The sequence below is a fragment of the Pseudomonas fluorescens Q2-87 genome (assembly GCF_000281895.1).
Taxonomy (GTDB): domain Bacteria; phylum Pseudomonadota; class Gammaproteobacteria; order Pseudomonadales; family Pseudomonadaceae; genus Aquipseudomonas; species Aquipseudomonas fluorescens_S.
Window position 1 is genome coordinate 413,333 of record NZ_CM001558.1, and the last position, 24,883, is coordinate 438,215.

23 protein-coding genes are annotated in these 24,883 nt (G+C 63.0%); 18 read left to right on the forward strand and 5 right to left on the reverse strand.

Going from position 1 to position 24,883, the window contains the following annotated elements; genetic code table 11:
- Nucleotides 1–63 precede the first annotated feature (63 nt).
- From ruvX to gshB, 4 genes are all read right to left on the reverse strand, one after another.
- Nucleotides 64–501: a Holliday junction resolvase RuvX gene (ruvX, locus tag PFLQ2_RS25440; protein WP_003177497.1), complete on the reverse strand. Its 438-nt coding sequence runs from the start codon at nt 499–501 to the stop codon at nt 64–66.
- Nucleotides 501–1,070 carry a YqgE/AlgH family protein gene (locus PFLQ2_RS25435; protein WP_003177498.1) on the reverse strand — a complete coding sequence of 190 codons (570 nt, stop codon included), beginning with the start codon at nt 1,068–1,070 and terminating at the stop codon, nt 501–503. The genes ruvX and PFLQ2_RS25435 overlap by 1 nt, the downstream gene beginning before the upstream one ends.
- A 213-nt stretch (nt 1,071–1,283) precedes the next feature.
- Nucleotides 1,284–2,180 carry an energy transducer TonB gene (locus PFLQ2_RS25430; RefSeq protein ID WP_003177499.1) on the reverse strand — a complete coding sequence of 299 codons (897 nt, stop codon included), beginning with the start codon at nt 2,178–2,180 and terminating at the stop codon, nt 1,284–1,286.
- 105 nt (nt 2,181–2,285) lie between these two features.
- A complete protein-coding gene (gshB, locus tag PFLQ2_RS25425; RefSeq protein WP_003177500.1) occupies nt 2,286–3,257 on the reverse strand; it encodes a glutathione synthase in 972 nt (323 codons plus the stop codon).
- A 224-nt stretch (nt 3,258–3,481) separates the two neighbouring features.
- Between gshB and PFLQ2_RS25420 the strand changes: the two genes are divergently transcribed.
- From PFLQ2_RS25420 to madM, 18 genes are all read left to right on the forward strand, one after another.
- Entirely contained in the window at nt 3,482–3,910 is a 429-nt protein-coding gene (locus tag PFLQ2_RS25420; RefSeq protein WP_003177501.1) for a response regulator, read from the forward strand.
- A 46-nt stretch (nt 3,911–3,956) separates the two neighbouring features.
- Nucleotides 3,957–4,322: a twitching motility response regulator PilH gene (pilH, locus tag PFLQ2_RS25415; protein WP_003177502.1), complete on the forward strand. Its 366-nt coding sequence runs from the start codon at nt 3,957–3,959 to the stop codon at nt 4,320–4,322.
- A 10-nt stretch (nt 4,323–4,332) separates the two neighbouring features.
- Nucleotides 4,333–4,872 carry a chemotaxis protein CheW gene (locus tag PFLQ2_RS25410; protein WP_003177503.1) on the forward strand — a complete coding sequence of 180 codons (540 nt, stop codon included), beginning with the start codon at nt 4,333–4,335 and terminating at the stop codon, nt 4,870–4,872.
- A gap of 209 nt (nt 4,873–5,081) precedes the next feature.
- Nucleotides 5,082–7,142, forward strand: coding sequence for a methyl-accepting chemotaxis protein (locus tag PFLQ2_RS25405; protein ID WP_003177504.1), 2,061 nt, complete (start codon nt 5,082–5,084; stop codon nt 7,140–7,142).
- A gap of 178 nt (nt 7,143–7,320) precedes the next feature.
- Nucleotides 7,321–13,245: an Hpt domain-containing protein gene (locus PFLQ2_RS25400; protein WP_003177505.1), complete on the forward strand. Its 5,925-nt coding sequence runs from the start codon at nt 7,321–7,323 to the stop codon at nt 13,243–13,245.
- Nucleotides 13,238–13,720 carry a chemotaxis protein CheW gene (locus PFLQ2_RS25395; RefSeq protein WP_003177506.1) on the forward strand — a complete coding sequence of 161 codons (483 nt, stop codon included), beginning with the start codon at nt 13,238–13,240 and terminating at the stop codon, nt 13,718–13,720. The genes PFLQ2_RS25400 and PFLQ2_RS25395 overlap by 8 nt, the downstream gene beginning before the upstream one ends.
- Nucleotides 13,721–14,498: 778 nt before the next feature.
- Nucleotides 14,499–14,855, forward strand: coding sequence for a DUF6124 family protein (locus PFLQ2_RS25390; protein ID WP_003177507.1), 357 nt, complete (start codon nt 14,499–14,501; stop codon nt 14,853–14,855).
- Between the two features lie 267 nt (nt 14,856–15,122).
- Nucleotides 15,123–15,752 (forward strand): nucleotidyltransferase domain-containing protein, encoded by a 630-nt coding sequence (locus PFLQ2_RS25385; protein WP_003177508.1) that lies wholly within the window; start codon nt 15,123–15,125, stop codon nt 15,750–15,752.
- The gene (locus PFLQ2_RS25380) at nt 15,715–16,140 is read left to right on the forward strand and encodes a hypothetical protein (protein ID WP_003177510.1); all 426 of its coding nucleotides are present in this window, start codon (nt 15,715–15,717) and stop codon (nt 16,138–16,140) included. The genes PFLQ2_RS25385 and PFLQ2_RS25380 overlap by 38 nt, the downstream gene beginning before the upstream one ends.
- Before the next feature lie 249 nt (nt 16,141–16,389).
- On the forward strand, nt 16,390–18,060 hold the full coding sequence (mdcA, locus tag PFLQ2_RS25375; RefSeq protein WP_003177511.1) for a malonate decarboxylase subunit alpha: 1,671 nt from the start codon (nt 16,390–16,392) through the stop codon (nt 18,058–18,060).
- The gene (locus PFLQ2_RS25370) at nt 18,061–18,936 is read left to right on the forward strand and encodes a triphosphoribosyl-dephospho-CoA synthase (RefSeq protein ID WP_003177513.1); all 876 of its coding nucleotides are present in this window, start codon (nt 18,061–18,063) and stop codon (nt 18,934–18,936) included. It abuts the gene before it with no gap.
- Nucleotides 18,936–19,235, forward strand: coding sequence for a malonate decarboxylase subunit delta (locus PFLQ2_RS25365; protein ID WP_003177514.1), 300 nt, complete (start codon nt 18,936–18,938; stop codon nt 19,233–19,235). The genes PFLQ2_RS25370 and PFLQ2_RS25365 overlap by 1 nt, the downstream gene beginning before the upstream one ends.
- Complete coding sequence (locus tag PFLQ2_RS25360; RefSeq protein ID WP_003177515.1) at nt 19,228–20,079, forward strand: biotin-independent malonate decarboxylase subunit beta; 852 nt, start codon at nt 19,228–19,230, stop codon at nt 20,077–20,079. Before PFLQ2_RS25365 ends, PFLQ2_RS25360 begins: the two co-directional genes overlap by 8 nt.
- Nucleotides 20,076–20,879 (forward strand): biotin-independent malonate decarboxylase subunit gamma, encoded by an 804-nt coding sequence (gene mdcE, locus PFLQ2_RS25355; protein WP_003177516.1) that lies wholly within the window; start codon nt 20,076–20,078, stop codon nt 20,877–20,879. The genes PFLQ2_RS25360 and mdcE overlap by 4 nt, the downstream gene beginning before the upstream one ends.
- Nucleotides 20,873–21,496 carry a malonate decarboxylase holo-ACP synthase gene (locus PFLQ2_RS25350; RefSeq protein ID WP_033045881.1) on the forward strand — a complete coding sequence of 208 codons (624 nt, stop codon included), beginning with the start codon at nt 20,873–20,875 and terminating at the stop codon, nt 21,494–21,496. The genes mdcE and PFLQ2_RS25350 overlap by 7 nt, the downstream gene beginning before the upstream one ends.
- The gene (gene mdcH / locus PFLQ2_RS25345; RefSeq protein ID WP_003177518.1) at nt 21,493–22,413 is read left to right on the forward strand and encodes a malonate decarboxylase subunit epsilon; all 921 of its coding nucleotides are present in this window, start codon (nt 21,493–21,495) and stop codon (nt 22,411–22,413) included. The genes PFLQ2_RS25350 and mdcH overlap by 4 nt, the downstream gene beginning before the upstream one ends.
- 66 nt (nt 22,414–22,479) lie before the next feature.
- A complete protein-coding gene (gene madL, locus PFLQ2_RS25340; protein WP_033045882.1) occupies nt 22,480–22,896 on the forward strand; it encodes a malonate transporter subunit MadL in 417 nt (138 codons plus the stop codon).
- A 1-nt stretch (nt 22,897) separates the two neighbouring features.
- On the forward strand, nt 22,898–23,662 hold the full coding sequence (madM, locus tag PFLQ2_RS25335) for a malonate transporter subunit MadM (protein ID WP_003177520.1): 765 nt from the start codon (nt 22,898–22,900) through the stop codon (nt 23,660–23,662).
- A 111-nt stretch (nt 23,663–23,773) separates the two neighbouring features.
- Here the strand turns inward: madM and PFLQ2_RS25330 are convergent, their stop codons facing one another.
- Entirely contained in the window at nt 23,774–24,688 is a 915-nt protein-coding gene (locus PFLQ2_RS25330) for a LysR family transcriptional regulator (protein WP_003177521.1), read from the reverse strand.
- Nucleotides 24,689–24,883: the final 195 nt, after the last annotated feature.

Below are 24,883 nucleotides of genomic sequence, written 5' to 3' on the forward strand. Positions count from 1 at the left end.
CGGGCCGGGGTGGGTGGCGCGGTCTATCGCTAAGAGAAAGCGCCTTGCGGCGCTTTCAAAAAATCAGGTTTCGAACAGGGCGGCGTTGGCATCGAGCCAGCCTTGCAGCAGCAGGGCGGCGGCGATGGCGTCCACCGGGTTATCGCGGTAACTGCCTTTCTGCCCGCCACGCACCAGGCGCTCGCCCTTGGCCTCGAAGGTGGTCAGGCGTTCGTCATGGGTATAGAAGGGCAGGTTGTAGCGGCCGTTGAGCCGGCGGGCGAATTTTTCAGCGCGCAGGCACATGTCGCTGGGTGTGCCGTCCATATTCAATGGCAGGCCGACCACCACGGCATCGGGTTTCCATTCCTTGATCAGCGCTTCGACCTGGTTCCAGTCCGGAACGCCGTTCTGCGCCTTCAATGTGCACAATTCGCGGGCCTGGCCAGTAATGACCTGGCCGACCGCCACGCCGATCTGTTTGGTGCCGTAGTCGAAGCCCAGCAGCAGGCGCAGGGCCATCAGGCGTGTCCCGCCTGGCTGGTGAGCAGGCTGAGGTTGACCCCCAACCGACTGGCCGCAGCTTCCAGGCGCAGTTCGCTGCTGGTGTTGAACAGGATGTCGGCGTCGAACGGGCAGGTCAGCCAGGCGTTGTCGGCCAGTTCGGCTTCCAGTTGCCCAGGTTCCCAGCCGGCATAGCCGAGGGCAATCAGGCTTTTTTCCGGGCCGACACCGTCGGCGATGGCGAACAGCACGTCCTGCGAAGTCGACAGCGACACGCCGTTGAGGTCTACCGTGGCTTGGTATTTAGGGCCCGACGGATGGAGAACGAAGCCGCGATCGGTCTGCACCGGGCCGCCAATGAAGATCGGTACGTGCTGGCACAGGAGTGGCGGTTCTACATCGGGGCGCAGTTGCTCAAGAATGTCCGCCAGGTTCAGTTCCTGCGGGCGATTGACCACCAGCCCCATGGCCCCATTGGCCGTGTGCTCGACGATGTAGGTCAAGGTGTGGGCAAAGTTCGGATCGGCCATGTGCGGCATGGCAATCAGGAATTGATGCTTGAGGTAGGTGGGGCTGACGTTTTTCATAGGCGCTAGTGTGGCGGCGCAGGGCCGAACTGACAAGCTGGGGATGCGCAGGAAATGCCTCGATCTGGTGGGCGACACCGATCAAATGTGGGAGCGAGCTTGCTCGCGAAGGCGCCAGCACATCCGATGGATCTCCTGTGGCAGGACCGCCGCCTTCGCGGGCAAGCCCACTCCCACAGGGGATCCGCGGCAGGCTCAGGCTATCTACATGGCTCAGTTACTGGACAGCCGATCGCCCCGGGCAAACTTCCAGGTGCGGATGATTTCCAGTCGGTCGATGTCCGACAAGTCCCCGGTAAACGGCGCGAATGGGGCCGCCAGACGCACGATCCGCTGGGCGGCCTGGTCCAGCAGTGGCTGGCCGGAGGATTCGAGCACCAGCACTTCATACAGCGAGCCGTCGCGGTTGATCGAGACCATTAGCCGCAGGTTGCCGTAGATCTGCTTGCGGCGTGCTTCGTCGGGGTAATTGAGGTTGCCGATGCGCTCGACTTTCTTGCGCCACTCATCTTTGTACCAGGCACCCTTGTCGCGCATGGTCGAAGCGGCGCTCAGGCGATGGATGCGCGGGCGCTTGGCGTAGAGCTGTTGCTCCTGGGCCAGTTCGGCTTCCAGGCTGGCGATGTCGCTGGACAATTGTGAGCTGTCGAAGCTCGGGGCAGGCGCCTTGGGCTTGGGGTCGGGCTTGACCTCTTCCTTGACCGGGGCTTTTTTCGGCTTCGGCGCCACAGTGGTCACGGCCGCCTTGGGCGCCGTTTCCTGGACCTCGGGCTTGGCTGCCGGCGGCGGGGTGACTTTCTGTACCGTGTTGTCCTGGAATGGCGCGATCTCGGTGGTCTTGGGGATCGCCTTCTTTTCCAGGGTGCCACTGCCTTGCTGGTTGTCCTGGGCCAGGAAATCCGCCTTTGCCGGCTTGGTTTCGCTCTTGAAGGTCGCCAGGGTGATTTCCAGGGTCTGGCTGATCTGCTTGGGTTCGACCGTGGCAAACCCGACGCCCAGCAGCAAGGCCAGGTGGATCAAAGCCGCCAGGAACAGGGTAAAACCGAGGCGATCAGCCGGGCGCACGCCACGATGGGCGAGCTCTAGAGGCAGATCGGACGGGAGTGTCATGGCAGCAAAACCAACATCGCGTTTTTCAGGCCCGGCATGATAACGCAATGTTGGTTTTTAGCTGCAAGCTTCAAGCTGCAAGTGACAAGCTGTATGTCGTCCGTATCAAACTTGCCGCTTGAAGCTTATAGCTTGCAGCTGCTTCTCTATCGCATCCATCAGCATGCCGCCAATGTCGGTGCCAAAGGCGTTGTCGATCTCGCGGATGCACGTCGGGCTGGTGACGTTGATTTCCGTCAGGTGCTCGCCAATCACGTCCAGGCCCACGAACAACAGGCCTTTCTCACGCAGGGTCGGGCCGACCTGGGCGGCGATCCAGCGGTCCTTGTCGGTCAACGGACGCGCTTCGCCACGGCCACCCGCCGCCAGGTTGCCGCGGGTTTCGCCGGCGGCCGGGATGCGCGCCAGGCAATAGTCCACTGGCTCACCGTCGATCATCAGGATGCGCTTGTCGCCATCGACGATGGCCGGCAGGTAACCCTGGATCATGATTTGCTGCTTGCCATGCAGGGTCAGGGTTTCCAGGATCACGGACAGGTTCGGGTGGCCGGCGGTGTGCCGGAAGATCGAGGAACCGCCCATGCCGTCCAGGGGCTTGAGGATCACGTCGCCGTGATGGTCGGCGAATTCGCGCAACACGTCCGGGCGACGGCTGACGATGGTCGGCGGCGTGCACTGCGGGAACAGCGTGGCGAACAGCTTTTCATTGCAGTCGCGCAGGCTCTGGGGTTTGTTGACCACCAGCACGCCGGCGTTTTCAGCCTGCTCCAGCAGGTAGGTGGAGTACACGAATTCCATGTCGAACGGCGGATCCTTGCGCATCAGGATCACATCCAGATCGCTCAGCAGCGCATCGCTTTCCTCGCCCAGCTCGAACCACTTCTCGGGGTTGGCGAAGACCTTCAATGGTTTCATCCGCGCCCGCGCCTGGCCTTCGGCCTGGTAGAGGTCGCGCTGCTCCATGTAGAACAGCTCCCAGCCGCGCTTTTGAGCGGCCAGCAGCATGGCCAGCGAGCTATCCTTTTTATAGGAAATGCTGGCGATAGGGTCCATGACAATGCCGACGCGTACGCTCATGGCTTGGTTCCTCGAAAATGTGGTGGGCACAAATGGCGTGAAAAAGTGGCGTCAGAGTGGCGCCCGGAAGATTGGCGGTCAAGGAAAAACCGCCGCGCCGAGCGGCCGATAGATCGGCGATGGAGACTGTGCTAAAAAGGCTGCCATGTGACGTGCGGGCCTTGAACATCAAGGGTTTGCGCTGTCGTTCACTCTTAAGCGATAAAAACCGGTCCGCAGCGGCAATGGCAGAGCATCCTACGCAACAGCAACCCAGCGCCTTGAAGGTCATGGTCATCGACGACTCGAAGACCATCCGCCGCACCGCCGAAACCTTGCTGCGCAACGTGGGCTGCGAGGTGATCACGGCGGTCGACGGCTTCGATGCCCTGGCCAAGATTGCCGACCATCAGCCGGGCATCATCTTTGTCGACATCATGATGCCGCGCCTGGACGGCTACCAGACCTGTGCCCTGATCAAGAACAACAGCGCATTCAAGGCCACGCCGGTGATCATGCTGTCGTCCCGGGACGGCCTGTTCGACAAGGCCAAGGGGCGCATCGTCGGCTCCGATCAGTTTTTGACCAAACCGTTCAGCAAGGAAGAACTGCTGGGGGCGATACAGGCCCATGTCCCGGGCTTTGCCGCTGTCCAGCCGCACCAGGCATATTAATGACGCTCGGCCAATGGGCCTGGGGTCAAGAAAAATGGGGAACACCATGGCACGTATCCTGATCGTCGATGACTCACCGACCGAAATGTACAAACTGACCGGCATGCTGGAAAAGCACGGCCACCAGGTCCTTAAGGCCGAAAATGGCGCCGATGGCGTGGCCCTGGCTCGCCAGGAAAAACCCGACGCCGTGCTGATGGATATCGTCATGCCGGGCCTCAACGGTTTCCAGGCCACACGCCAGTTGACCAAGGACCCGGACACCGGGCACATCCCGGTGATCATCATCACCACCAAGGATCAGGAAACCGACAAGGTCTGGGGCACGCGCCAGGGTGCGAAGGATTACCTGACCAAACCGGTGGACGAAGAAACCCTGATCGCGACCCTGAACAAAGTGCTGGCGGGTTGACGGCGCGGCCATGAGCCAGTCCCTGACCGCATTCGAGCTGCTGCTGCAGATCGATCGGCGTTGCCGGTTGCTGGGGGCGGACCTGCCTTCGCAGCCGACCCACCGCGACAGTTGGAGCGGCATCGGCTTTCGCCTGGGCGAACACTGGTACGTGGCGCCCATGGGCGAAGTCAGCGAAGTGCTGCACGAGCCACGTTACACACAGTTGCCCGGGGTCAAGCCATGGGTCCGTGGCGTGGCTAACCTGCGGGGGCGATTGTTGCCGTTGATGGACCTGTGCGGTTTTTTCGGCCATGAACTGTCGACGGTGCGCAAACAGCGACGCGTGTTGGTGGTGGATCGCGACGAGGTGTTCGCCGGATTGCTGGTGGACGAAGTCCTCGGGCTGCAGCATTTCGCCCAGGATAGCCTGGAGCCGACGCTGGTCGACGACCTCGACGGCCCGGAGTCAGCCTTCGTCAAAGGGCAGTTCCGGGGTGAGCAGGCGTGGCAGGTATTCAGCCCGTTTGCGTTGACGCGGTCACCGGGGTTCATGGATGTAGCTGTTTGACGAAAAAGCTCGAGTGAACGGGCTGGCCTCTTCGCGGGCAAGCCCGCTCCCACATTGGATCTGTGGTGCTCACAAGGTTTGAGTTCACCGCAGATAGATGTGGGAGCGGGCTTGCTCGCGAAGGCGGCGACTCGGTCTGACAGGTAAGCAAGGCAGTGGCCCCCCACTGTTAACGCAGTGAGTTGATTGGGCAGTACAGGCGAGAATCGATGATCAAGGCAAAAACAGGCAAGCCACTGGAAGCGTCGCGCAGTCGTTCGCAGATCATCGTGCTGTTCGTCGCATTGATCATCTTCATCGTGCTGCTGTTCGCCAACTTCGCTTACCTCAACACCCAGTCCACTTACGACAAACAGTACATCGGTCACGCCGGTGAATTGCGGGTGCTTTCCCAGCGCATCGCCAAGAACGCCACCGAGGCCGCCGCCGGCAAGCCTGCGGCCTTCAAGTTGCTGAGCGACGCGCGCAATGATTTTGCCCAGCGTTGGGGCTACCTGAAGCAGGGTGACCCGGTGACCGGCCTGCCACCGGCGCCCGCCACCCTGCGCCCGCAAATGCGCGCGGTGCAATTGGATTGGGAACGGCTGCTGCAGAACACCGATGCGATCCTGTCCAGCGAACAAACCGTGCTGTCGCTGCACCAGGTGGCGGCCACCCTGGCCGAAACCGTGCCGCAATTGCAGGTCGAATACGAAAAAGTCGTCGAGATCCTCCTGCAACGCGGCGCGCCTGCCGCCCAGGTCGCCATGGCCCAGCGCCAGTCGCTGCTGGCCGAGCGGATTCTAGGCGCGGTGAATACCGTGCTGGCCGGCGATGAAAACGCCAGCCAGGCCGCCGACACCTTTGGCCGCGACGCCGCCCGGTTCGGCCAGGTGCTCAACGGCATGCTGCAAGGTGACCCGACCTTGAAGATCTCCCAGGTCCAGGACCGCGATGCCCGGGCGCGCCTGACTGAAATCAGCGAGCTTTTCGAATTCGTCTCCGGTTCGGTGGATGAAATCCTCGAAACCTCCCCGGAGCTGTTCAAGGTTCGTGAGTCGGCCGGCAATATCTTCAACCTGTCGCAGACCCTGCTCGACGAGGCTTCGCACCTGGCCACGGCCTTCGAGAACCTGGCCGGCGGACGCTCCGTCAACACCATCGGCGGCTACGTACTGGGCCTGCTGGCGCTGATGTCGATCATCCTGATCGGCTTGGTGATGGTCCGTGAAACCAATCGCCAACTGCGCGAAACCGCAGAGAAGAACGAGCGCAACCAGAACGCGATCATGCGGCTCCTGGACGAAATCGAAGACCTGGCCGACGGCGACCTGACCGTTACCGCTTCGGTCACCGAGGACTTCACCGGCACCATCGCCGACTCCATCAACTACTCGGTGGATCAATTGCGCGACCTGGTGGCGACCATCAACCTCACCGCCGGCCAGGTCGCCGCTGCCGTGCAGGAAACCCAGGCCACGGCGATGCACCTGGCCCAGGCATCCGAGCATCAGGCCCAGCAAATTTCCGAAGCATCGGCTTCAATCAATGAGATGGCCCAGTCCATCGACCAGGTATCGGCCAATGCCGCCGAGTCGTCGGCGGTGGCCGAGCGTTCGGTGGAGATCGCCAACAAGGGCAACGAGGTGGTGCACAACACCATTCATGGCATGGACAACATTCGCGAGCAGATCCAGGACACCGCCAAGCGCATCAAGCGCCTGGGCGAGTCGTCCCAGGAAATTGGCGACATTGTCAGCCTGATCGACGACATCGCCGACCAGACCAACATCCTGGCCCTCAATGCCGCCATTCAGGCGTCCATGGCCGGTGATGCCGGGCGCGGGTTCGCAGTGGTGGCCGATGAAGTGCAGCGGCTGGCGGAGCGCTCTTCAGCGGCGACCCGGCAGATCGAAACCCTGGTGCGGGCGATCCAGGCCGACACCAACGAGGCGGTGATTTCCATGGAGCAGACCACCACGGAAGTGGTGCGCGGTGCTCGCCTGGCCCAGGACGCCGGCGTCGCCCTGGAAGAAATCGAAGGCGTGTCCAAGACCCTGGCGGCGCTGATCCAGAGCATCTCCAACGCGGCGCAGCGACAGACCAGCTCGGCGGGGCAGATTTCGTTGACCATGAATGTGATCCAGCAAATCACCACGCAGACCTCGTCCGGCTCCACCGCCACCGCCGAAAGCATTGGCAACCTGGCAAAAATGGCCAGCCAGCTACGCCGCTCGGTGTCCGGGTTTACCTTGCCGGCGGGGCCGGTGGTTGAAGAGAACAAAGGGTGACTGACCGGCAGGAAGGGGATTTACCTGGTGCAAGCGTGTGGCGAGGGAGCTTGCTCCCGCTGGGTGGCGCAGCCGCCCCAGAGATTGTGTGAGCGCTGCGCGCTCAAACGGGAGCAAGCTCCCTCGCCACGGGGTTCTCGTCCGTGCCCCAGGCATACGACTTTGATTTGGAGTGGTTATGGGTGATCGGCACGACTATGTGGCCCTGGAATGGGTCAAGGGCGAGATTGCCGAAACGCTGAAGCAGGCCCATCTGGCCCTCAACCGCCTGCTGGACGATCCGCAGGCAGCGGATGCCCTTGGGCAATGCCTGGCCTGCATTCACCAGGTGCACGGCGGCCTGCAGATGATCGAATTCTACGGCGCGGCGTTGCTGGCCGAGGAAATGGAGCAACTGTGCGCTGCCCTGCAAGACAACCGCATCGCCCATCGTGACGAAGCCATCAGCCTGTTGAGCCAGGCCCTGGGCCAGTTGCCGATCTACCTGGACCGCATACAAAGCGCCCGTCGTGACCTGCCGCTGGTGGTGCTGCCGCTGATCAACGACCTGCGCAGTGCCCGGGGCGAGAGCCTGTTGTCGGAGACCAGCCTGTTCAGTCCCGAGCTGCCCGACATTGCGCCGCTCCAGGACGAGGCCCTAAAGCGCCTCGAACCGCCGGATCTGCCGAACACGTTGCGCAAATTGCGCCAGACCCTGCAAGTGGCACTGGCGGGCCTGCTGCGCGAACAGGACGATGCGACCCATCTCGGTTACCTGGCCAAGGTCTTCCACCGCCTCGAGGGCCTGTGCGCCGCAGCGCCGCTCAATGAGCTGTGGCAGGTGGCTTCGGCACTGGTCGAAGGCATGCGTGAAGGGCGCATCGCCAACAGCCCGGCGCTGCGCAGCCTGTTCAAGGAAGCCGACAAGGAACTCAAGCGCTTGCTCGACCAGGGCATGTCAGGCATCAATCAACCGGCACCGCCCCACCTGCTCAAGAGCTTGTTGTTCTATATTGCCAAGGCCGAACATCCCAGCGGGCAGATGCACATCATGAAAGAACGCTACTCACTGGACGACGCGCTGCCTGACAGCGCCATGGTCGACGAAGAACGCGCGCGCCTGGCCGGGCCCGACCGCGATGCCATGCGCTCGGTGCTCACCGCGCTCTGTGAAGAACTGGTGCGGGTCAAGGAACGCCTCGACCTGTTCGTGCGCAGCGACCGTCAGCACGCCTCGGAGCTGGACAGCCTGCTGGCGCCCTTGCGGCAGATCGCCGATACCCTGGCGGTGCTCGGTTTCGGCCAGCCGCGCAAAGTCATCATCGACCAATTGGCGGTGGTGCTGAGCCTCGCCCAGGGCCAGCGCGAGCCGGATGACGCGACCCTGATGGATGTCGCCGGCGCCTTGCTGTATGTCGAGGCGACCCTGGCCGGCATGGTCGGCACCGTCGAGCCCGAAAGCCGCGAAGACACCCAACTGCCCACCACCGACCTGACCCAGATCCACCAGATCGTCATCAAGGAGGCCCACACCTGCTTGCAGCAGGCCAAGGACATGATCGTCGATTACATCGACGCTGACTGGAACAGCGAACAGTTGGAGCCCTTGCCGGCACTGCTGACCCAGGTCCGTGGCGCGTTGGCGATGATCCCGCTGGGCCGCGCCGCCGGGCTGGTGGAGGCTTGCAACGGTTTCATCCGCGAGCATCTGCTGCTGGAACATGCCCAGCCAGGCTGGGAGGAACTCGATCATCTGGCCGATGTGATTACCGGCCTCGAATATTACCTGGAACGGCTGAGCGAGGATCCGGAAACCCCCGGTGAGCCTTTGCTCGATGGCGTCGAACGGAGCCTGGCGGCCCTCGGTTATTTCCCTGACGAAGCGCGGGTTCCGTTGCTCGACGATGTGCTGAGCCCCAATGAGGCCCAGGTCATGCACGACTTGCAGGAGCTGAATGACCCGCAGACGGTGCAGTCCCTCGCCCAAGTGCTGGCCAGTCCGGTCTCGGCGGTGAACCCGCCGGCCCGCAATACCCCGGGCAGCCTGCTGCCGCCACCGACGGATGAGCACCCGGTGGACGATGAGTTGCGCGAAGTCTTCCTCGAGGAAACCGCCGAGGTGCTGGACGTCCTGCGTGAGTACCTGCCGCGCTGGAACGCCCATCCCGACGATCATGACGCCCTGGGCGAGCTGCGCCGGGCGTTCCACACCCTCAAGGGCAGTGGCCGGATGGTGCGCGCATTGGTGCTGGGTGAACTGGCCTGGGCCATGGAAAACCTGCTCAACCGGGTGCTGGAGCACAGCGTCGAAGCGGGCGCGACGGTTCGCCAGTTGATCGCGGACACGGTGCAATTGCTGCCGGCCCTGGTGGCCGAATTCGCCGACAGCCAGCAGCGCCAACGCGACGACGTCGATCGGCTGGCCGCCCGCGCCCATGCCCTCGCCAAGGGCAACGATGAAGAGGATGACGACGAGCAGGATGTCGCCGCCCTCGATCCCTTGTTATTGAAAATCTTCGGCAACGAAGCCCAGGGCCACCTGGCCAGTCTCAATCATTTTCTTGAGCAGGCCGCCGACCACTTGCCGCTGCAGGCCAGCGATGAGTTGCAGCGGGCCTTGCACACCCTCAAGGGCAGTGCATCGATGGCCGGGGTGCTACCGATCGCCGAGTTGGCCGGGGCGATGGACGACCTGGCCCGGGAGTACAAGGCGCACCTGATCGCCCTCGATCTGGATGAAATCGACCTGCTACTGGAAGCCGAGGGTCTGCTGCGGCTGGGGCTGCGGCAACTGCACAACGAGCCACTGGCAGCGATCCCCGGCGCCGAGGACCTGATTCGCCGCGCCCAGGCTCAGTTGGCCGAGCGTCTGCAAGCGGCCCTCAGCACACCGGACAAAGGGCTGCGGACCAAGCGTGATCCGCAACTGATCAACAACTTCCTCGCCCAGGGCATGGACATCCTGCTGGACGCCGAAAGCCTGTTGCAGCGCTGGCAGCAGCATCCCGGCGAAGGCCAGGAATTGAGTGCGCTGCTGGATGAGCTGACCACCCTGGGTGAAGGCGCGCATTTGGCCGACTTGCATCCGGTGGACGAGCTTTGCGAAGCCTTGCTGGATCTCTACGGCGCGGTGGAAGAAAGCAGCCTGGCGGTCAGCGACGGGTTTTTCCAAGAGGCGCAGCGCGCCCATGAAGCACTTATCGACATGCTCGATGAACTGGCAGCCGGGCAGCATGTGCGCCCGCAGCCCGAACGGGTACAAGCCTTGCGCAGCCTGCTTGAGGCCAGTCTCGATCCGGCGGCCACCGGTCTGATCCGCAGCGACGGCAGCCGCACCCTGAGTATCCGCGAGCTGGGCAATGCCACCGCTGAGCTTGAACGTGAAGCCCCCGCCGACACGTCGGTGGACGATGATATTGCCGCGATCTTCCTCGAAGAAGCCCAGGACATTCTCGAAAGCGCTGCCCAGGCGTTGCAACGTTGGCTGGCCGATCCGGACAACGGCGCGCCGCTGTCTTCGTTGCAGCGGGATTTGCACACCCTCAAGGGCGGGGCGCGGATGGCGGGCGTGCGCCCCGTGAGCGACCTGGCCCAGGAACTGGAAAACCTCTACGAAGGCCTGGTGGATCGCCGTTACAGCCACAGCGAGGAACTGGCGCAACTGCTCAACAGCAGCCACGAGCGCCTGGACCTGCTGCTTGGGCAATTGCAGCAGGGCCAGCCGTTGGGCGATCCCGTTGCATTGATCGATGCCATACGCCGGTTTCGTCAGGACCAACCCAGTGCCATCGACGCCGCCGGGACGGCCCAGGGCGATGCGGCCGGTCACGACCCGGAGCTGCTTGAAATCTTCCTCGAAGAGGGCTTCGACATCCTCGACAGCTCCAGTGCGGCGTTGCTGCGCTGGCAGGCGGAACCGTCGAATCGCCAGGCCGTGGAAACCCTCCTGCGAGATTTGCACACGCTCAAGGGCGGTGCGCGAATGGTGGAAATCGGGCCCATCGGTGACCTCGCCCATGAACTGGAGAACCTTTACGAAGGCCTGTCGGCGGGGCTGCTGCAACCGAGTCCGGCATTGTTCACCTTGCTGCAAAGCAGCCATGACCGATTGGCGCAGATGCTCGACGCGGTGCGCGCCGGGCAACCGTGCCCGTTGGCTGATCGGCTGATCACGCAGATCCAGGCGGTGAATCATCCGCAGGAGCCTGAAACGCCTCAAGCCGTCGCGGTCCCTGAACCGGTCTCTGCGCCCCCGACGCCGACGCCCGCCAGAACCGAGCCGGCGGTTCCCAGCGACGGTGCCGACATGGTCAAGGTCTCCGCCGAGCTGCTCGACGACCTGGTGAACCTGGCCGGCGAGACGTCGATCTTCCGTGGGCGTATCGAACAGCAGGTCAACGACGCCCGTGTGGCCCTGAGCGAGATGGAAACCACCATCGAGCGTATGCGCGACCAGTTGCGGCGCCTGGATACCGAAACCCAGGGGCGGATTCTCAGCCGCCAGCAGGTTGAGGCCGAGCGCCTGGGCTACGAAGAGTTCGACCCGTTGGAGATGGACCGGCATTCCCAGTTGCAGCAGTTGTCCCGGGCGCTGTTCGAGTCCGCCTCGGACCTGCTCGACCTGAAGGAAACCCTCGATCGCGGCAACCACGACGCCGAGAACCTGCTGCAACAGCAAGGACGCATCAACACCGAGCTCCAGGAAGGGCTGATGCGTACGCGCATGGTTCCGTTCGAGCGCATGCTCCCGCGCCTCAAGCGTATCGTCCGGCAGGTGGCGCAGGAGCTTGGCAAGGACGTGGAATTCGTGGTCGGCAATGCCGAGGGCGAGATGGATCGCAACGTGCTCGAACGCATGGCCGCGCCGTTGGAACACATGCTGCGCAACGCCGTCGACCACGGCCTGGAGCCGGCCGATGTGCGTATCGCCGCCGGCAAGCCGGCCCGGGGACGCATCAGCCTTGACCTGTCCCGGGAAGGCGGCGACATCATTTTCGACATCCGCGACGACGGCGCCGGTGTGCCCTTGGAGGCGGTGCGGCGCAAGGCGATCAAGCGCGGCCTGCTGACGCCGGACAGCGACATCAGCGACCGTGATGTGTTGCAGTTCATCCTCCAGCCGGGGTTCTCCACGGCGGAAAAAATCACTCAGATATCCGGGCGCGGCGTTGGCATGGACGTGGTCCATGAAGAGGTGCGGCAACTGGGCGGCAGCATGGTCATCGACTCGACGCCCGGGCAGGGCGTGCATTTTCGCATTCGCCTGCCGTTCACCGTGGCGGTCAACCGGGCATTGATGGTGCAGTGTCATGACGACCTGTACGCGATCCCGTTGAACACCATCGACAGCATCGTCCGGGTATTGCCCGCCGAACTGGACGGTTATTACCAGCTCGATCCGCCGACCTACAGCTATGCCGGCCAGCGTTATGAACTGTGCTACCTGGGCGAACTGCTGAAGACCGGCGCCCGCCCGAAACTGCTGGGCCAGAGCCAACCCTTGCCGGTGCTGCTGATCCAGTGCAACGAGCGGCATGTCGCGGTGCAAGTAGACGCGACCGCCGGGACCCGCGAGATTGTGGTCAAGAGCCTCGGCCCGCAATTTTCCTCGGTGCAGGGCCTATCCGGCGCGACCATCCTGGGGGATGGCCGGGTGGTATTGATCCTCGACCTGCTGGCGCCGATCCGCGCCTTGCCTCACCAGGTCCCGCGCCGTCCGTTGGCGGCGCAAGGTGAGGGCGAGCACCAGCGGCCGTTGCTGGTGCTGGTGGTGGACGACTCGGTGACGGTGCGCAAGGTCACCAGCCGCCTGCTGGAACGCCATGGCATGCACGTCCTCACCGCCAAGGACGGCGTGGACGCGATGGCACTGCTGGCTGAGCACTCCCCGGATCTGATGCTGCTGGACATCGAGATGCCGCGCATGGACGGCTTCGAAGTGGCCACGCAAGTGCGCAACGACCCGCGCCTGGCGCACCTGCCGATCATCATGATCACCTCCCGTACCGGCCAGAAACACCGCGACCGCGCCATGGCCATCGGCGTCAACGACTACCTGGGCAAGCCGTACCAGGAATCGGTGCTGCTCGACAGCATCGCCCGCTGGAGCAAGACCCATGCATGACCTGCATTTTCACCAGCGCACCAGCCACCTCACCGGCCTGCTGCTGCCCTTGGCCGACCGGCACCTGATCCTGCCCAACGTGGCCGTGGCCGAACTGATCGACTACCAGAGCAGCGCCTTTGATATGGACACCCCGCCGTGGTTCCTCGGCTGGGTGAGCTGGCGCGAACGGCAAATACCGCTGCTGAGCTTCGAGTCGGCCTGCGGCCAGAAAACCGTGCTCGGCGAGCGGGCCCGCATCGTCATCCTCAACGCACTGGGCGGGCGCCCGGAACTGCGCTTCATCGCACTGCTGGTGCAAGGCATCCCGCGCTCCTACAAACTCGACAGCCAATTGAGCTACGTCGACGTGCCACTGTGCGGGTTGGAGCAGGCGGCGGTGCAGGTGGGGGAACATGTGGCGAAAGTGCCGGACTTGTTGGCGTTGGAGGAGTTGGTGGTGGCCGCGGGGTTGGTTCGGCAGCACAAATCCTGAGACATACGAAGTTCCAATGAGCTTGCCCGCGAGGTGGCCTGATAGTCGTTGACCGGGTGCATATCCATTTCTTCGGTAACGGCCACTTAGGATTCCGCCCTGACGGCGGGTCACTTTCGAAAAAGCGCGAAAGTAACCAAAGCGCTTCTGCCCCACCACTCGGTGCCTCGCCTAGGCTCGGCCAGCGTGGTTAACGGGGCGCCGAGATCAACGTCCGGCGCGAGGCGGCCTTATAGCCGGCCTGTTTCGCCCGGGTGTACTCAATTCCAATGTGGGAGCGGGCTTGCCCGCGAAGGCGGCACATTCAGTATTGATGTAAGCAGAGCCGCTATCGCGACCAAGCTTTGCTCCCATAAGATTGGCGGTGGACACTGATCTTATAAACGACCAAAAACCTTTGTGGGAGCGAGCTTGCTCGCGATGGCGGCCTGACAGCCGACCAAGGTTGTGGGAATGGTCGGACAAACTTCCTGACTCAAGCAGATTTTTCCGACGAACTCTGGCGGTTGCCGGGTGGGAAGGGCTGTCGCTAACCTTTTCCTGTCGCTGCAAATTCAGCGATCGGGCTTGGAAACCCGAAGTAGACGGCGCAAAAGCGCCCTTCATAACGTATGCTGACGGCCGTTTTTTGACCTTGCTTTCGTTATGGCGGCTGTGCGCGGGAGACCTTCGGGTCTGCCGGGCTCGTTTACCCCGGTTTTCCAACCTGCGTACGGCTGCCACCCATTCGCTTGGAAACGAAAGTGGCAGCTCCAACCAGTAAACGGAGTGTCACCCTATGTTCAAGGTCACCCCCAATCCCCCCGAAACCGACCCCTCATCAGCCCACGCCGGCCTTGATCCGCAAAAGCTTGATGAAGCCGCCGAACGTGCCCTGAGCTTCTATCTCGACCCCAAACCTCAAACCCAAAAGAAACAACCTCCAGGCCAACTGTTCACTGTCGTGGATGACCTCGACAGCGAATGCCTCCTGGCCAACCTCAGCGAAACCCTCGCCTCCGCCAATGTCATGCTCAACGAGCTGGCTTTCGACCTTGAGGGTTCGCCCCGGCATTTTGCCCTGGGCATCCAGCAGATGATCGAACTCAGTCAGTTGCTGGCCAATCGGGCGCTGGATATTGTCGACCCGCGCTAAAGTTGAACGCGTTTTTGTGGCGAGGGGATTTATCCCCGTTGGGCCGCGCAGCGGCCCCCAAGCCTGAGTTCTCGGAATGTCGGACTGCTCAGGGTACGGCTGCTGCGCAGCCCAACGGGGATAAATCCCCTCGCTACAGAATTCGAACCCAACCACATACCCCTGTCTCTCCCAAAAAGGCCGGGCGCTACGTTTAATGCCAATCCCAACTTGATAAGTCCCAAAAAGGGACCTATCGTTCCCTTTTTGGGACTTATAGCCTTTGCCATGAATCACCTCTCTCTAAGCGATGCCTTGTTCACGGCCACTCAGCAACGGGTCCTGGGCCTATTGTTCGGTAAACCGGATCGAAGTTTCTATGCCAATGAAATTGCTCGCTGGGCTCAAGTTGGCAAGGGCAGTCTCATGCGGGAGCTGGAGCGTTTGCAAAACTCAGGGATTTTGCTGATGACTCGTCAGGGCAATCAAACCCATTACCAAGCCAATATGCACTGCCCGATCTACGCGGAACTGTTGGGCATCGTTCAAAAAACCATGGGGATAGCCGAGCCGTTACGCCAAGCCTTGGAGCCGTTTTCCAGGCAGTTGAGTTGGGCGTTCGTCTACGGCTCCATCGCCAAAGGCCAGGCGAACGCATCCAGTGACATAGATCTCATGCTGATCGGCGAAGGCCTGCATTACAGTGAAGTGATGGAGCGGCTTATGCCTCTGGAAGAGCAACTGGGCCGTCCTCTTAACCCTACGCTCTACACGCCCCAGGACTGGGCTGCAAAATTTGCGGCGGGTAACAGCTTCGTGGTGCGGGTAGCGCGGCAGGACAAGATCAACTTGCTGGGTGAAGACCCTTTGGAGTCCAAGGATGGGCAAGCAGGAAAGTCTGGAAAATCTGTTACGTAGCGGCAGCCTCAAAGCAGAACCGCCGGATCGCCAGGAATGCGAGGGCTTGATGCGTTCTGCAATGGACCGCCTGAAAGATGCGCAAACAGTGTCTCTTTCGTTTGCCAGTCGATTCGACCTGGCGTACAACGCCGCTCATGCCGCCGCCCTTACGGCGCTACGGTTGAGCGGCTATCGTTCGGACAAACGTTATCTGGTCTTTCAGTGTCTGGTTCATACGGCGGATGTCACCAAAGTGCAGGTCCGGCTATTCGCCCTATGCCATGAGCGGCGCAACCTTGCCGAGTACGAGGGGTACATGGATGAAGATGATGCGCTTCTTACCCAACTGATTGAGAGTGCGGTAGAACTGCTCGAACGGGTCCGGCAATTGATGATGTTGAGTTGACCCATGGTGGCCGCCGCAAACTTCCAATCCATCCCCCTGTGGGAGCGAGCTTGCTCTCGATAGCAGTGTGTCAGCCAACATCATATCGATTGATCAAACGCCATCGCGAGCAAGCTCGCTCCCACAGGGGGCTGGGTCCGTTTTTCCAACCATTACTCCAACCGTAACGATTCGCCTCCGAGCTTGATTGATGCATCTGCCACGACGCTCCTAAGGTAACCCCCACGACAGCGAACCCGTGGAGTGGTCATGACAACAACAATATCCCCCGACTCGCGCTGGACGCGGCGGCGCGGCGAGAAGCAGCGGCGTCTCGAGCTGGTGAAGGGGCTTGCCGACGGTGTGGTGTTGCCCACCGACAAGATCGTTGCGGCGCTGGAGGCGTTGATCCTGCCTGGCGATCGTGTGGTGCTGGAGGGCAACAACCAGAAGCAGGCGGATTTTCTCTCCCGCTCACTGGCGAAAGCCGACCCTTCGAAGCTGCACGATTTACACATGATCATGCCCAGTGTCGGCCGGTCCGAGCACCTGGATCTGTTCGAACGCGGCATCGCCCGCAAGCTGGATTTCTCCTTCGCCGGTACCCAGAGCCTGCGCATCAGCCAGTTGCTGGAAGATGGCCTGCTGGAAGTCGGCGCGATCCACACTTACATCGAGCTCTATGCCCGGTTGGTGGTGGACCTGATTCCCAACGTGGTGCTCTCGGCCGGGTTCATGGCCGACCGCGCCGGCAATATCTACACCGGCCCCAGCACCGAAGACACCCCGGCACTGATCGAACCGGCGGCCTTCAGCGACGGCATCGTCATCGTCCAGGTCAACCAGTTGGTGGATGACGTCAGTGACTTGCCCCGGGTGGATATCCCGGCGTCCTGGGTCGATTTCGTGGTGGTGGCCGACAGGCCGTTCTACATCGAACCGTTGTTCACCCGCGACCCGCGCCACATCAAGCCTGTGCATGTGCTGATGGCGATGATGGCGATCCGTGGGATCTACGAAAAACACAACGTCCAGTCTCTCAACCACGGCATCGGTTTCAACACCGCCGCCATCGAACTGATCCTGCCGACCTACGGCGAATCTCTCGGTTTGAAGGGCAAGATCTGCCGCAACTGGACGCTCAACCCGCACCCGACCTTGATCCCGGCCATCGAAAGCGGCTGGGTGGAAAGCGTGCATTGCTTCGGCACCGAATTGGGCATGGAACACTACATCGCCGCCCGGCCGGACGTGTTCTTCACGGGGCGCGACGGCTCGCTGCGTTCCAACCGCATGGTCTGCCAATTGGCGGGGCAATACGCGGTGGACCTGTTCATTGGGGCGACGCTGCAAGTGGATGGCGACGGTCATTCCTCCACCGTGACCCGTGGCCGACTGGCCGGTTTCGGTGGTGCGCCGAACATGGGCCACGACCCACGCGGTCGCCGTCATGGCACGCCGGCGTGGCTCGACATGCGCCACGGTGACGGCGAGGCGCCCTTGCTGGAGCGTGGCAAGAAACTGGTGGTGCAGATGGTCGAGACCTTCCAGGAGGGCGGCAAACCGACCTTCGTCGAGACCCTCGATGCGGTGGAGGTGGCGAAGAAAGCCGGCATGCCCCTGGCGCCGATCATGATCTACGGCGATGACGTCACCCATTTGCTCACCGAAGAAGGCATCGCTTATTTGTACAAGGCTCGTTCCCTGGAGGAACGCCAGGCGATGATCGCGGCGGTGGCCGGTGTCACCGCTATCGGCCTGCGCCACGACCCGAAAGACACCGCGCGCATGCGCCGCGAAGGGCTGATCGCCTTGCCCGAAGACCTCGGCATCCGCCGCACCGACGCCACCCGCGAGCTGCTTGCCGCCAAAAGTGTGGCCGACCTGGTGGAATGGTCCGGTGGCCTCTACAACCCGCCCGCCAAGTTCAGGAGTTGGTAAATGCACGCCTACAACCTGCAACCTGCAAAACTGTCCCTGGCCGAGCGCCTGGCTGACGTAGCGGTGGACGCGCTGATCGACGAAGCCGACCTCTCGCCCAAACCGGCGCTGGTGGATCGGCGTGGCAGCGGCGCCCATACGGATTTGCACCTGGGCCTGATGCACGCCTCGGCGCTGTCGCTGTGGCCGGCGTTCAAGGCAATGGCCGAAGCGGCTGTCGAGTGCGCTGAGATCGGCTTGCCGTTGCGCGAAGCCCTCGGACGGATCGGCCGCGAGGGTGAGGCCGCAATGCTCGTCACCACGGGCGGCGTGAATACTCACCGTGGCGCGATTTGGGCCTTGGGCTTGCTGGTGGCGGCGGTGGCGCTGGAACCTCAATCCTGCGGCGCCGGCGCAGTCACTGTTCGTGCTGCGCGCCTGGCCTTGCTCAACGACCGCTATGCGCCGCAACCCATGAGCCATGGCGCCCAGGTCACGCAGCGCTACGGCGTGCGCGGCGCCCGTGAAGAAGCGCAGCTGGCTTTTCCGGCAGTCACCGGCCTGGGCCTGCCGCAGCTCAAGCGCAGCCGCGCGGCGGGTGCCGGTGAGCAGAACGCCCGGCTCGATGCCTTGCTGGCGATCATGACCACCCTGGCCGATACCTGTGTGCTCTACCGCGCCGGCGAGCCGGGCTTGCAGGCCATGCAACAAGGCGCCAAAGCGGTGCTCGATGCCGGTGGCAGTGCGAGCCTGGGCGGTCGTCGCCAACTGCATGCGCTGGACCAACAACTGATTGCCTTGAACGCCTCGCCCGGTGGCGCCGCCGACCTGCTCGCCGCCTGCCTGTTTCTCGACCGCATAGAACGCGGCGATGGCCTCTTCCCTGGAGTGTGCTGATGGAAACCTTATCCTTTGAATTCCCCGCCGGGCAGCCGCCACGGGGTCGGGCGCTGGTGGGCTGTGTTGGCTCGGGCGACCTGGAAGTGCTGATCGAACCCGGGCTGGCAGGCAAGCTGACCATCCAGGTGCAAACCTCGGTCAACGGCAGCCAACAACGTTGGGAACATCTGTTCGCCCGCATGTTCGATGGCCAGACGCCGCCGGCCCTGGCCATCGACATCCACGACTTCGGCGCGACCCCTGGCGTGGTGCGTTTGCGCCTGGAGCAAGGCTTCGAGGAGATCGGCCATGACTGACAGTGCAGCGCTGCTCAACAAGCACAGCTTTGTCGAACTCGGTGCCCGGCAACGGGCCAAGGCCCTGCTCGACGAGGGTACGTTTCGCGAACTGCTCGACCCGTTCCAGCGAATCATCTCGCCGTGGCTGTTGCGCCAGGGCGTGGTGCCGCAAAGCGACGACGGTGTGGTGATTGCCAAGGGCCGCATCGATGGCCTGCCGGTGGTGATCGCCGCCATTGAAGGCGCATTCCAGGGCGGCAGCCTCGGCGAAGTCGGCGGGGCAAAGATTGCCGGCGCGCTGGAACTGGCCGCCGAGGACAACCGCAACGGCGTTCCGACCCGTGCCGTATTGCTGCTGGAAACCGGCGGGGTGCGCTTGCAAGAGGCCAATCTCGGGCTGGCTGCCATCGCCGACATTCATTCGGCGATTGTCGATCTGCGCCAGTATCAGCCAGTGGTTGGCGTAGTGGCCGGCAGCGTCGGCTGCTTTGGCGGCATGTCCATCGCCGCCGGGTTGTGCAGTTATCTGCTGGTGACCCAGGAAGCGCGGCTGGGCCTGAACGGCCCGCAAGTGATCGAACAGGAGGCCGGGCTCGACGAATACGATTCTCGCGACCGGCCATTCATCTGGAGCCTGACCGGCGGCGAACAGCGCTTTGCCACCGGTCTGGTGGACCGTTATTCGGCTGACGATGTGGCGCAGATCCGCACGCAGGTCAGCCAGTTGCTGCATGCGGGCGTTCCGGCCGAACACCGCAGCGGCCAAGCCGAACTGTTCTTGCAGCGCTTGGCGCGGTTGGACACAAAGGTGCAAATCGAACCGGCCGCGGTTCGCCAGCTGTATCAGGGAGAACGCCCATGACTTCATATTCGTTGAGAGGCTTGCGCTGGTTTGAGGCCTTGAGCGGCGGCGCCAAACCGCTGGAAGGATTGCCCGCTTCGTTGAAAGTCGCTGACCTCGAATTGGCTGGGCTGAACGTGCGCCTACTGGCGGTGGTGGCTGATCCCGACGGCCGCTTTCCTCGTGCGCGCAATGGCGAAGTCGGTTTGCTCGAAGGCTGGGGCCTGGCCAAAGCCGTGGACGACGCCATCGAGGCCGACCGCGATGCCCCCCACAAGCGGGCATTGGTGGCCATTGTCGATGTGCCGAGCCAGGCCTATGGCCGCCGGGAGGAAGCCCTCGGCATTCACCAGGCACTGGCCGGCGCGGCAGACAGCTATGCCCGTGCGCGGCTTGCCGGGCATCCGGTGATCGGTTTGCTGGTGGGCAAGGCGATGTCCGGGGCGTTCCTGGCCCACGGCTACCAGGCCAATCGATTGATCGCATTGCGCGACCCGGGTGTGATGGTCCATGCCATGGGCAAGGCCTCGGCGGCGCGGGTGACCTTGCGCAGCGTCGAGGAACTGGAAGCCCTGGCCACCAGCGTGCCGCCGATGGCCTATGACATCGACAGCTTTGCCAGCCTGGGGCTGCTCTGGGAAACCCTGTCGGTGGAGCAGATCGAGCAGCCGACGATGGCGGACTTGGCGCGAGTGACCGATTGTCTGCACCAGGCCATCGATGAGATTGCCGGGGCGCCGCGGGACTTGAGCAGCCGACTGGGCGCGTCCCATCGCGCCGCGTCGAGCCAGGTTCGCCAACTGTTGAGGGAACAATGGTGAGCAGATTCCTGGCCCATGACCTGCTCTGGGGCATGACCGCGCAGCAGTTGCCGGCGGATGCGCCGGTGTGGGCGGTGGAGTCGATCCGCGCCGGGCAGCCTGTGGTGGTCCGCCGCGCGCTGGCGGCGCCGGGCCATGTGGCGGTCGGGATACGCGGGCGCCAGCGCGAGCAACGTTATGCCACGACGATGTCGATGGCTGTGGTGTCGCGCCGCGTAGCGCCGGAAGCGCTTGGTCATGTCGAGTCGACACGCAATTTGCCGGCGTTGCAGGCGTTGGCCCGGCTGCGGCCATTGCTCGACGCCAGCGGCTGGGCCTGGGGTGTCAGCGGCAGCGCCGGTTTTGAGCTCGCCAGCGGCAGCGAGGCACTGCATGAACACAGCGACCTGGACCTGATCCTGCGCACGCCACAGCCGTTGGGCCGCGACCGGGCCCGGGAACTGCTAGCGCAACTGGACGCCGTGGGGTGTGCTGTGGATATGCAATTGCAGACGCCTTTGGGCGCCGTTGCCCTTCGCGAGTGGGCAGGATCGTCGCACCAGGTCTTGCTCAAGGATGATGTATGCGCCCGGCTGGTGATCGATCCCTGGCAGTCGTCGTTGGAGTCGGTGGCGTGAGCAGCCTGTTCGTGTTTCCCGGCCAGGGCGCGCAGCGAGCGGGCATGCTCCATGGCTTGGCGCCGCAGATCCTGGCCGAGGCAAGTGATGTGCTTGGCGAAGATGTATTGCAGCTGGACAGCGCCAAGGCGTTGCAATCGACCCGTGCCGTGCAGTTATGTCTGTTGATCGCCGGTGTCGCCGGGGCCCGTCGATTGTTGGAGCAGGCACCTGCGCCGGACTACGTCACGGGCCTGTCCATCGGGGCGTATCCGGCGGCGGTAGTGGCCGGTGCGCTGGGGTTCGATGATGCGTTGCGATTGGTGAGCCTGCGTGGCGAGCTGATGCAGCAGGCGTATCCCAACGGCTATGGCATGACCGCGATCATCGGCCTCGATCTCGCGACTGTAGAGAGCTTGCTGGCGCAGGTGCACAGCGACAGGACGCCGGTCTACCTGGCCAACATCAACGCGGACAACCAGATCGTCATTGCCGGCAGCGACGAGGCGATGGGTATCGTTGCCGGGCAGGCACGAAACCAGGGCGCGGCCAGGGCGTGCCGTCTGGCGGTGAGCGTGCCGTCCCATTGTCCGTTACTGCAAGCGCCGGCCCGGGCATTGGCCCAAGCCTTTGCCAGCGTGCCGATGGCGAGGCCCACGCTGGGCTACCTCAGTGGCAGCCGCGCCCGGCCGGTGGTTGACGTCGAAGCCTTGCGCGACGACCTGGCATTCAACATGTGCCGTGTCGTCGATTGGCGCGGCACGGTACAAAGCGCCTACGAGCGAGGTGTGCGGCTACAAATCGAACTGCCGCCCGGTGCGGTACTCACCGGGCTGGCGCGCCGGGTGTTCGAGCAGGGCACCGTGATTGCCTTCGACGGTGCGCGGCTCGACACCTTGCAAACGCTGTTGCGTGAGGAGGGAAACCGCCAACCCTAGACACCGACTCAAGCTGGCGAAGCACAAAAACAACAACTTCGACGATGCACTTTGAGGACTACGACAATGATTATTTACGGTGTGGCGCTGTTGGCGATTTGTACGCTGACAGGGGTGATCCTGGGCGACATGCTCGGGGTATTGCTGGGCGTCAAATCCAATGTGGGTGGGGTCGGCATCGCGATGATCCTGCTGATCTGCGCGCGGCTATGGACACAAAAGCGCGGCGGCATGACCAAGGACTGCGAAATGGGCGTCGCCTTCTGGGGCGCCATGTACATCCCCGTGGTGGTTGCGATGGCCGCGCAACAGAACGTCGTTACCGCCCTGCATGGCGGCCCGGTGGCGGTGTTGGCGGCCATCGGTTCGGTGGTGCTCTGTGGCTGCACCATCGCGCTGATCAGCCGGACGCACAAAGGCGAACCCTTGCCCGATGAGCCAGCTGAAGTCACGCCGCTTGGCACGCCAGTAGGAGGCCGCTGATATGTGGGATCTCATAAAGAGCGGCCTGGAACATAACGGCCTGGTCACGGCGTTTGCCTTCGTCGGCATAATCATGTGGGTGTCGGTGGTGCTGTCCAAGCGCCTGACCTATGGGCGGGTCCATGGCTCGGCAATTGCCATTGTCATCGGCCTGGTGCTGGCCTGGGTGGGCGGAACCATGACTGGCGGGCAGAAAGGCCTGGCGGACCTGTCGCTGTTTTCCGGCATTGGCTTGATGGGCGGCGCCATGCTGCGGGACTTCGCCATCGTCGCCACGGCGTTCGAGGTGCAGGCCACCGAAGCGAAAAAGGCCGGGATGATCGGGGCCATCGCGCTGCTGCTGGGCACGATCCTGCCGTTCATCGTCGGCGCAAGCATTGCCTGGGTGTTCGGGTATCGCGATGCGGTCAGCATGACCACCATCGGCGCGGGCGCGGTGACCTACATTGTCGGGCCTGTGACTGGTGCGGCGATTGGCGCCACGTCGGATGTGATGGCGCTGTCCATTGCGACCGGCTTGATCAAGGCGATCATCGTCATGGTCGGCACTCCCATGGCGGCTCGCTGGATGGGCCTGGATAACCCACGCTCGGCCATGGTGTTCGGTGGTCTGGCCGGTACGGTGAGCGGCGTGACGGCAGGCTTGGCGGCGACGGATCGGCGGCTGGTGCCGTATGGCGCGTTGACGGCGACCTTCCATACCGGGCTTGGGTGCCTGCTGGGGCCGTCGTTGCTCTACTTCATTGTTCGCGGAATTGTCGGTTAAGCGGCATTGCTTAGGGTGGCGAGGGAGCTTGCTCCCGCTCGGGTGCGCAGCGCCCGCTCTTTTGGGGCTGCTGCGCAGCCCAGCGGGAGCAAGCTCCCTCGCCACAAGATCTCAAGCCTGGCGATTGGCATACATTCGGCACTCGGCCAACAGCGCCAGCAGGTTCGGATCGCGCTCCTTGGCCTTCAGGAATACCACGCCGATGTGCTGTTGCAGCCGGTACTTTTCCTGCAACGGGATCAGTTTCACCCGGTTTTCATACACCGCCGCAATCCGCCCCGGCAGTAACGCATAACCGACCCCGGAGCTGACCATGCTCAGCAGGGTGAAGATATCGTTGACCTGCATCGCCACTTTCGGCTCGAACCCTGCCTGTTTGAAAACACGGACGCCGTCCTGGTGCGTGGCGAAGCCCTGGGTCAGGGTGATGAACGTCTCGTCCCGCACTTCGGCCAGGTCCACTTCGGTCCGCTGGGCGAAGGGTGAATCGGCTGGCGTGGCAAGGAAAATATCATCGGAAAACAGCGCAATGTGCTCGCAGTCAGGGTCGTTGACGCTGTCGTCCAGCGACACCAGGATCGCGTCGACTTCCATGTTCTTGAGCTTGTACAACAGGTCGATGTTCGAGCCCATGATCAGGTCGATATTGAGTTCGCTGCGGCGAATCTTCAGGCCCATGATCAATTGGGGTACGGTCTTGACCGTCAGCGAATACAGCGAGCCGAGCTTGAAGCGCTCGGCGGAAAAACCGGCGGCTTCGCGGGTCAGGCGCACGCTTTCGACCACGTCCTGGATCAGTTTCTGCGCCCGTTCCTCCAGCACATAGGCGCTTTCCAGCGGCGTGAGGTTGCGGCCTTCGTGCTTGAACAGCGGACAACGCAGGGCGCTTTCCAGCGAATGGATGGCCCGGTGCACGCTGACGTTGCTGGTCTGCAACTCCGCCGCCGCCCGCGCCAGGTTGCCGGTGCGCATGAAAGCCAGGAACACCTCGAGTTTCTTCAGGGTCAATTCTTCGTCGATCAACATGGGGCAGGCTCTTATTCGTATGGCCTGATTGTGCCCCAACCGACTCTTGCGGTGAGGAAATAACCGTGGCGAGGGAGCTTGCTCCCGCTTGAGTGCGCAGCGCTCACAGATTTTTAGGGCGGCTGCGCCCGAAACGTCGGACCGACCCAGCGGGAGCAAGCTCCCTCGCCACAGAGACCTCACGCTCTTGAATGT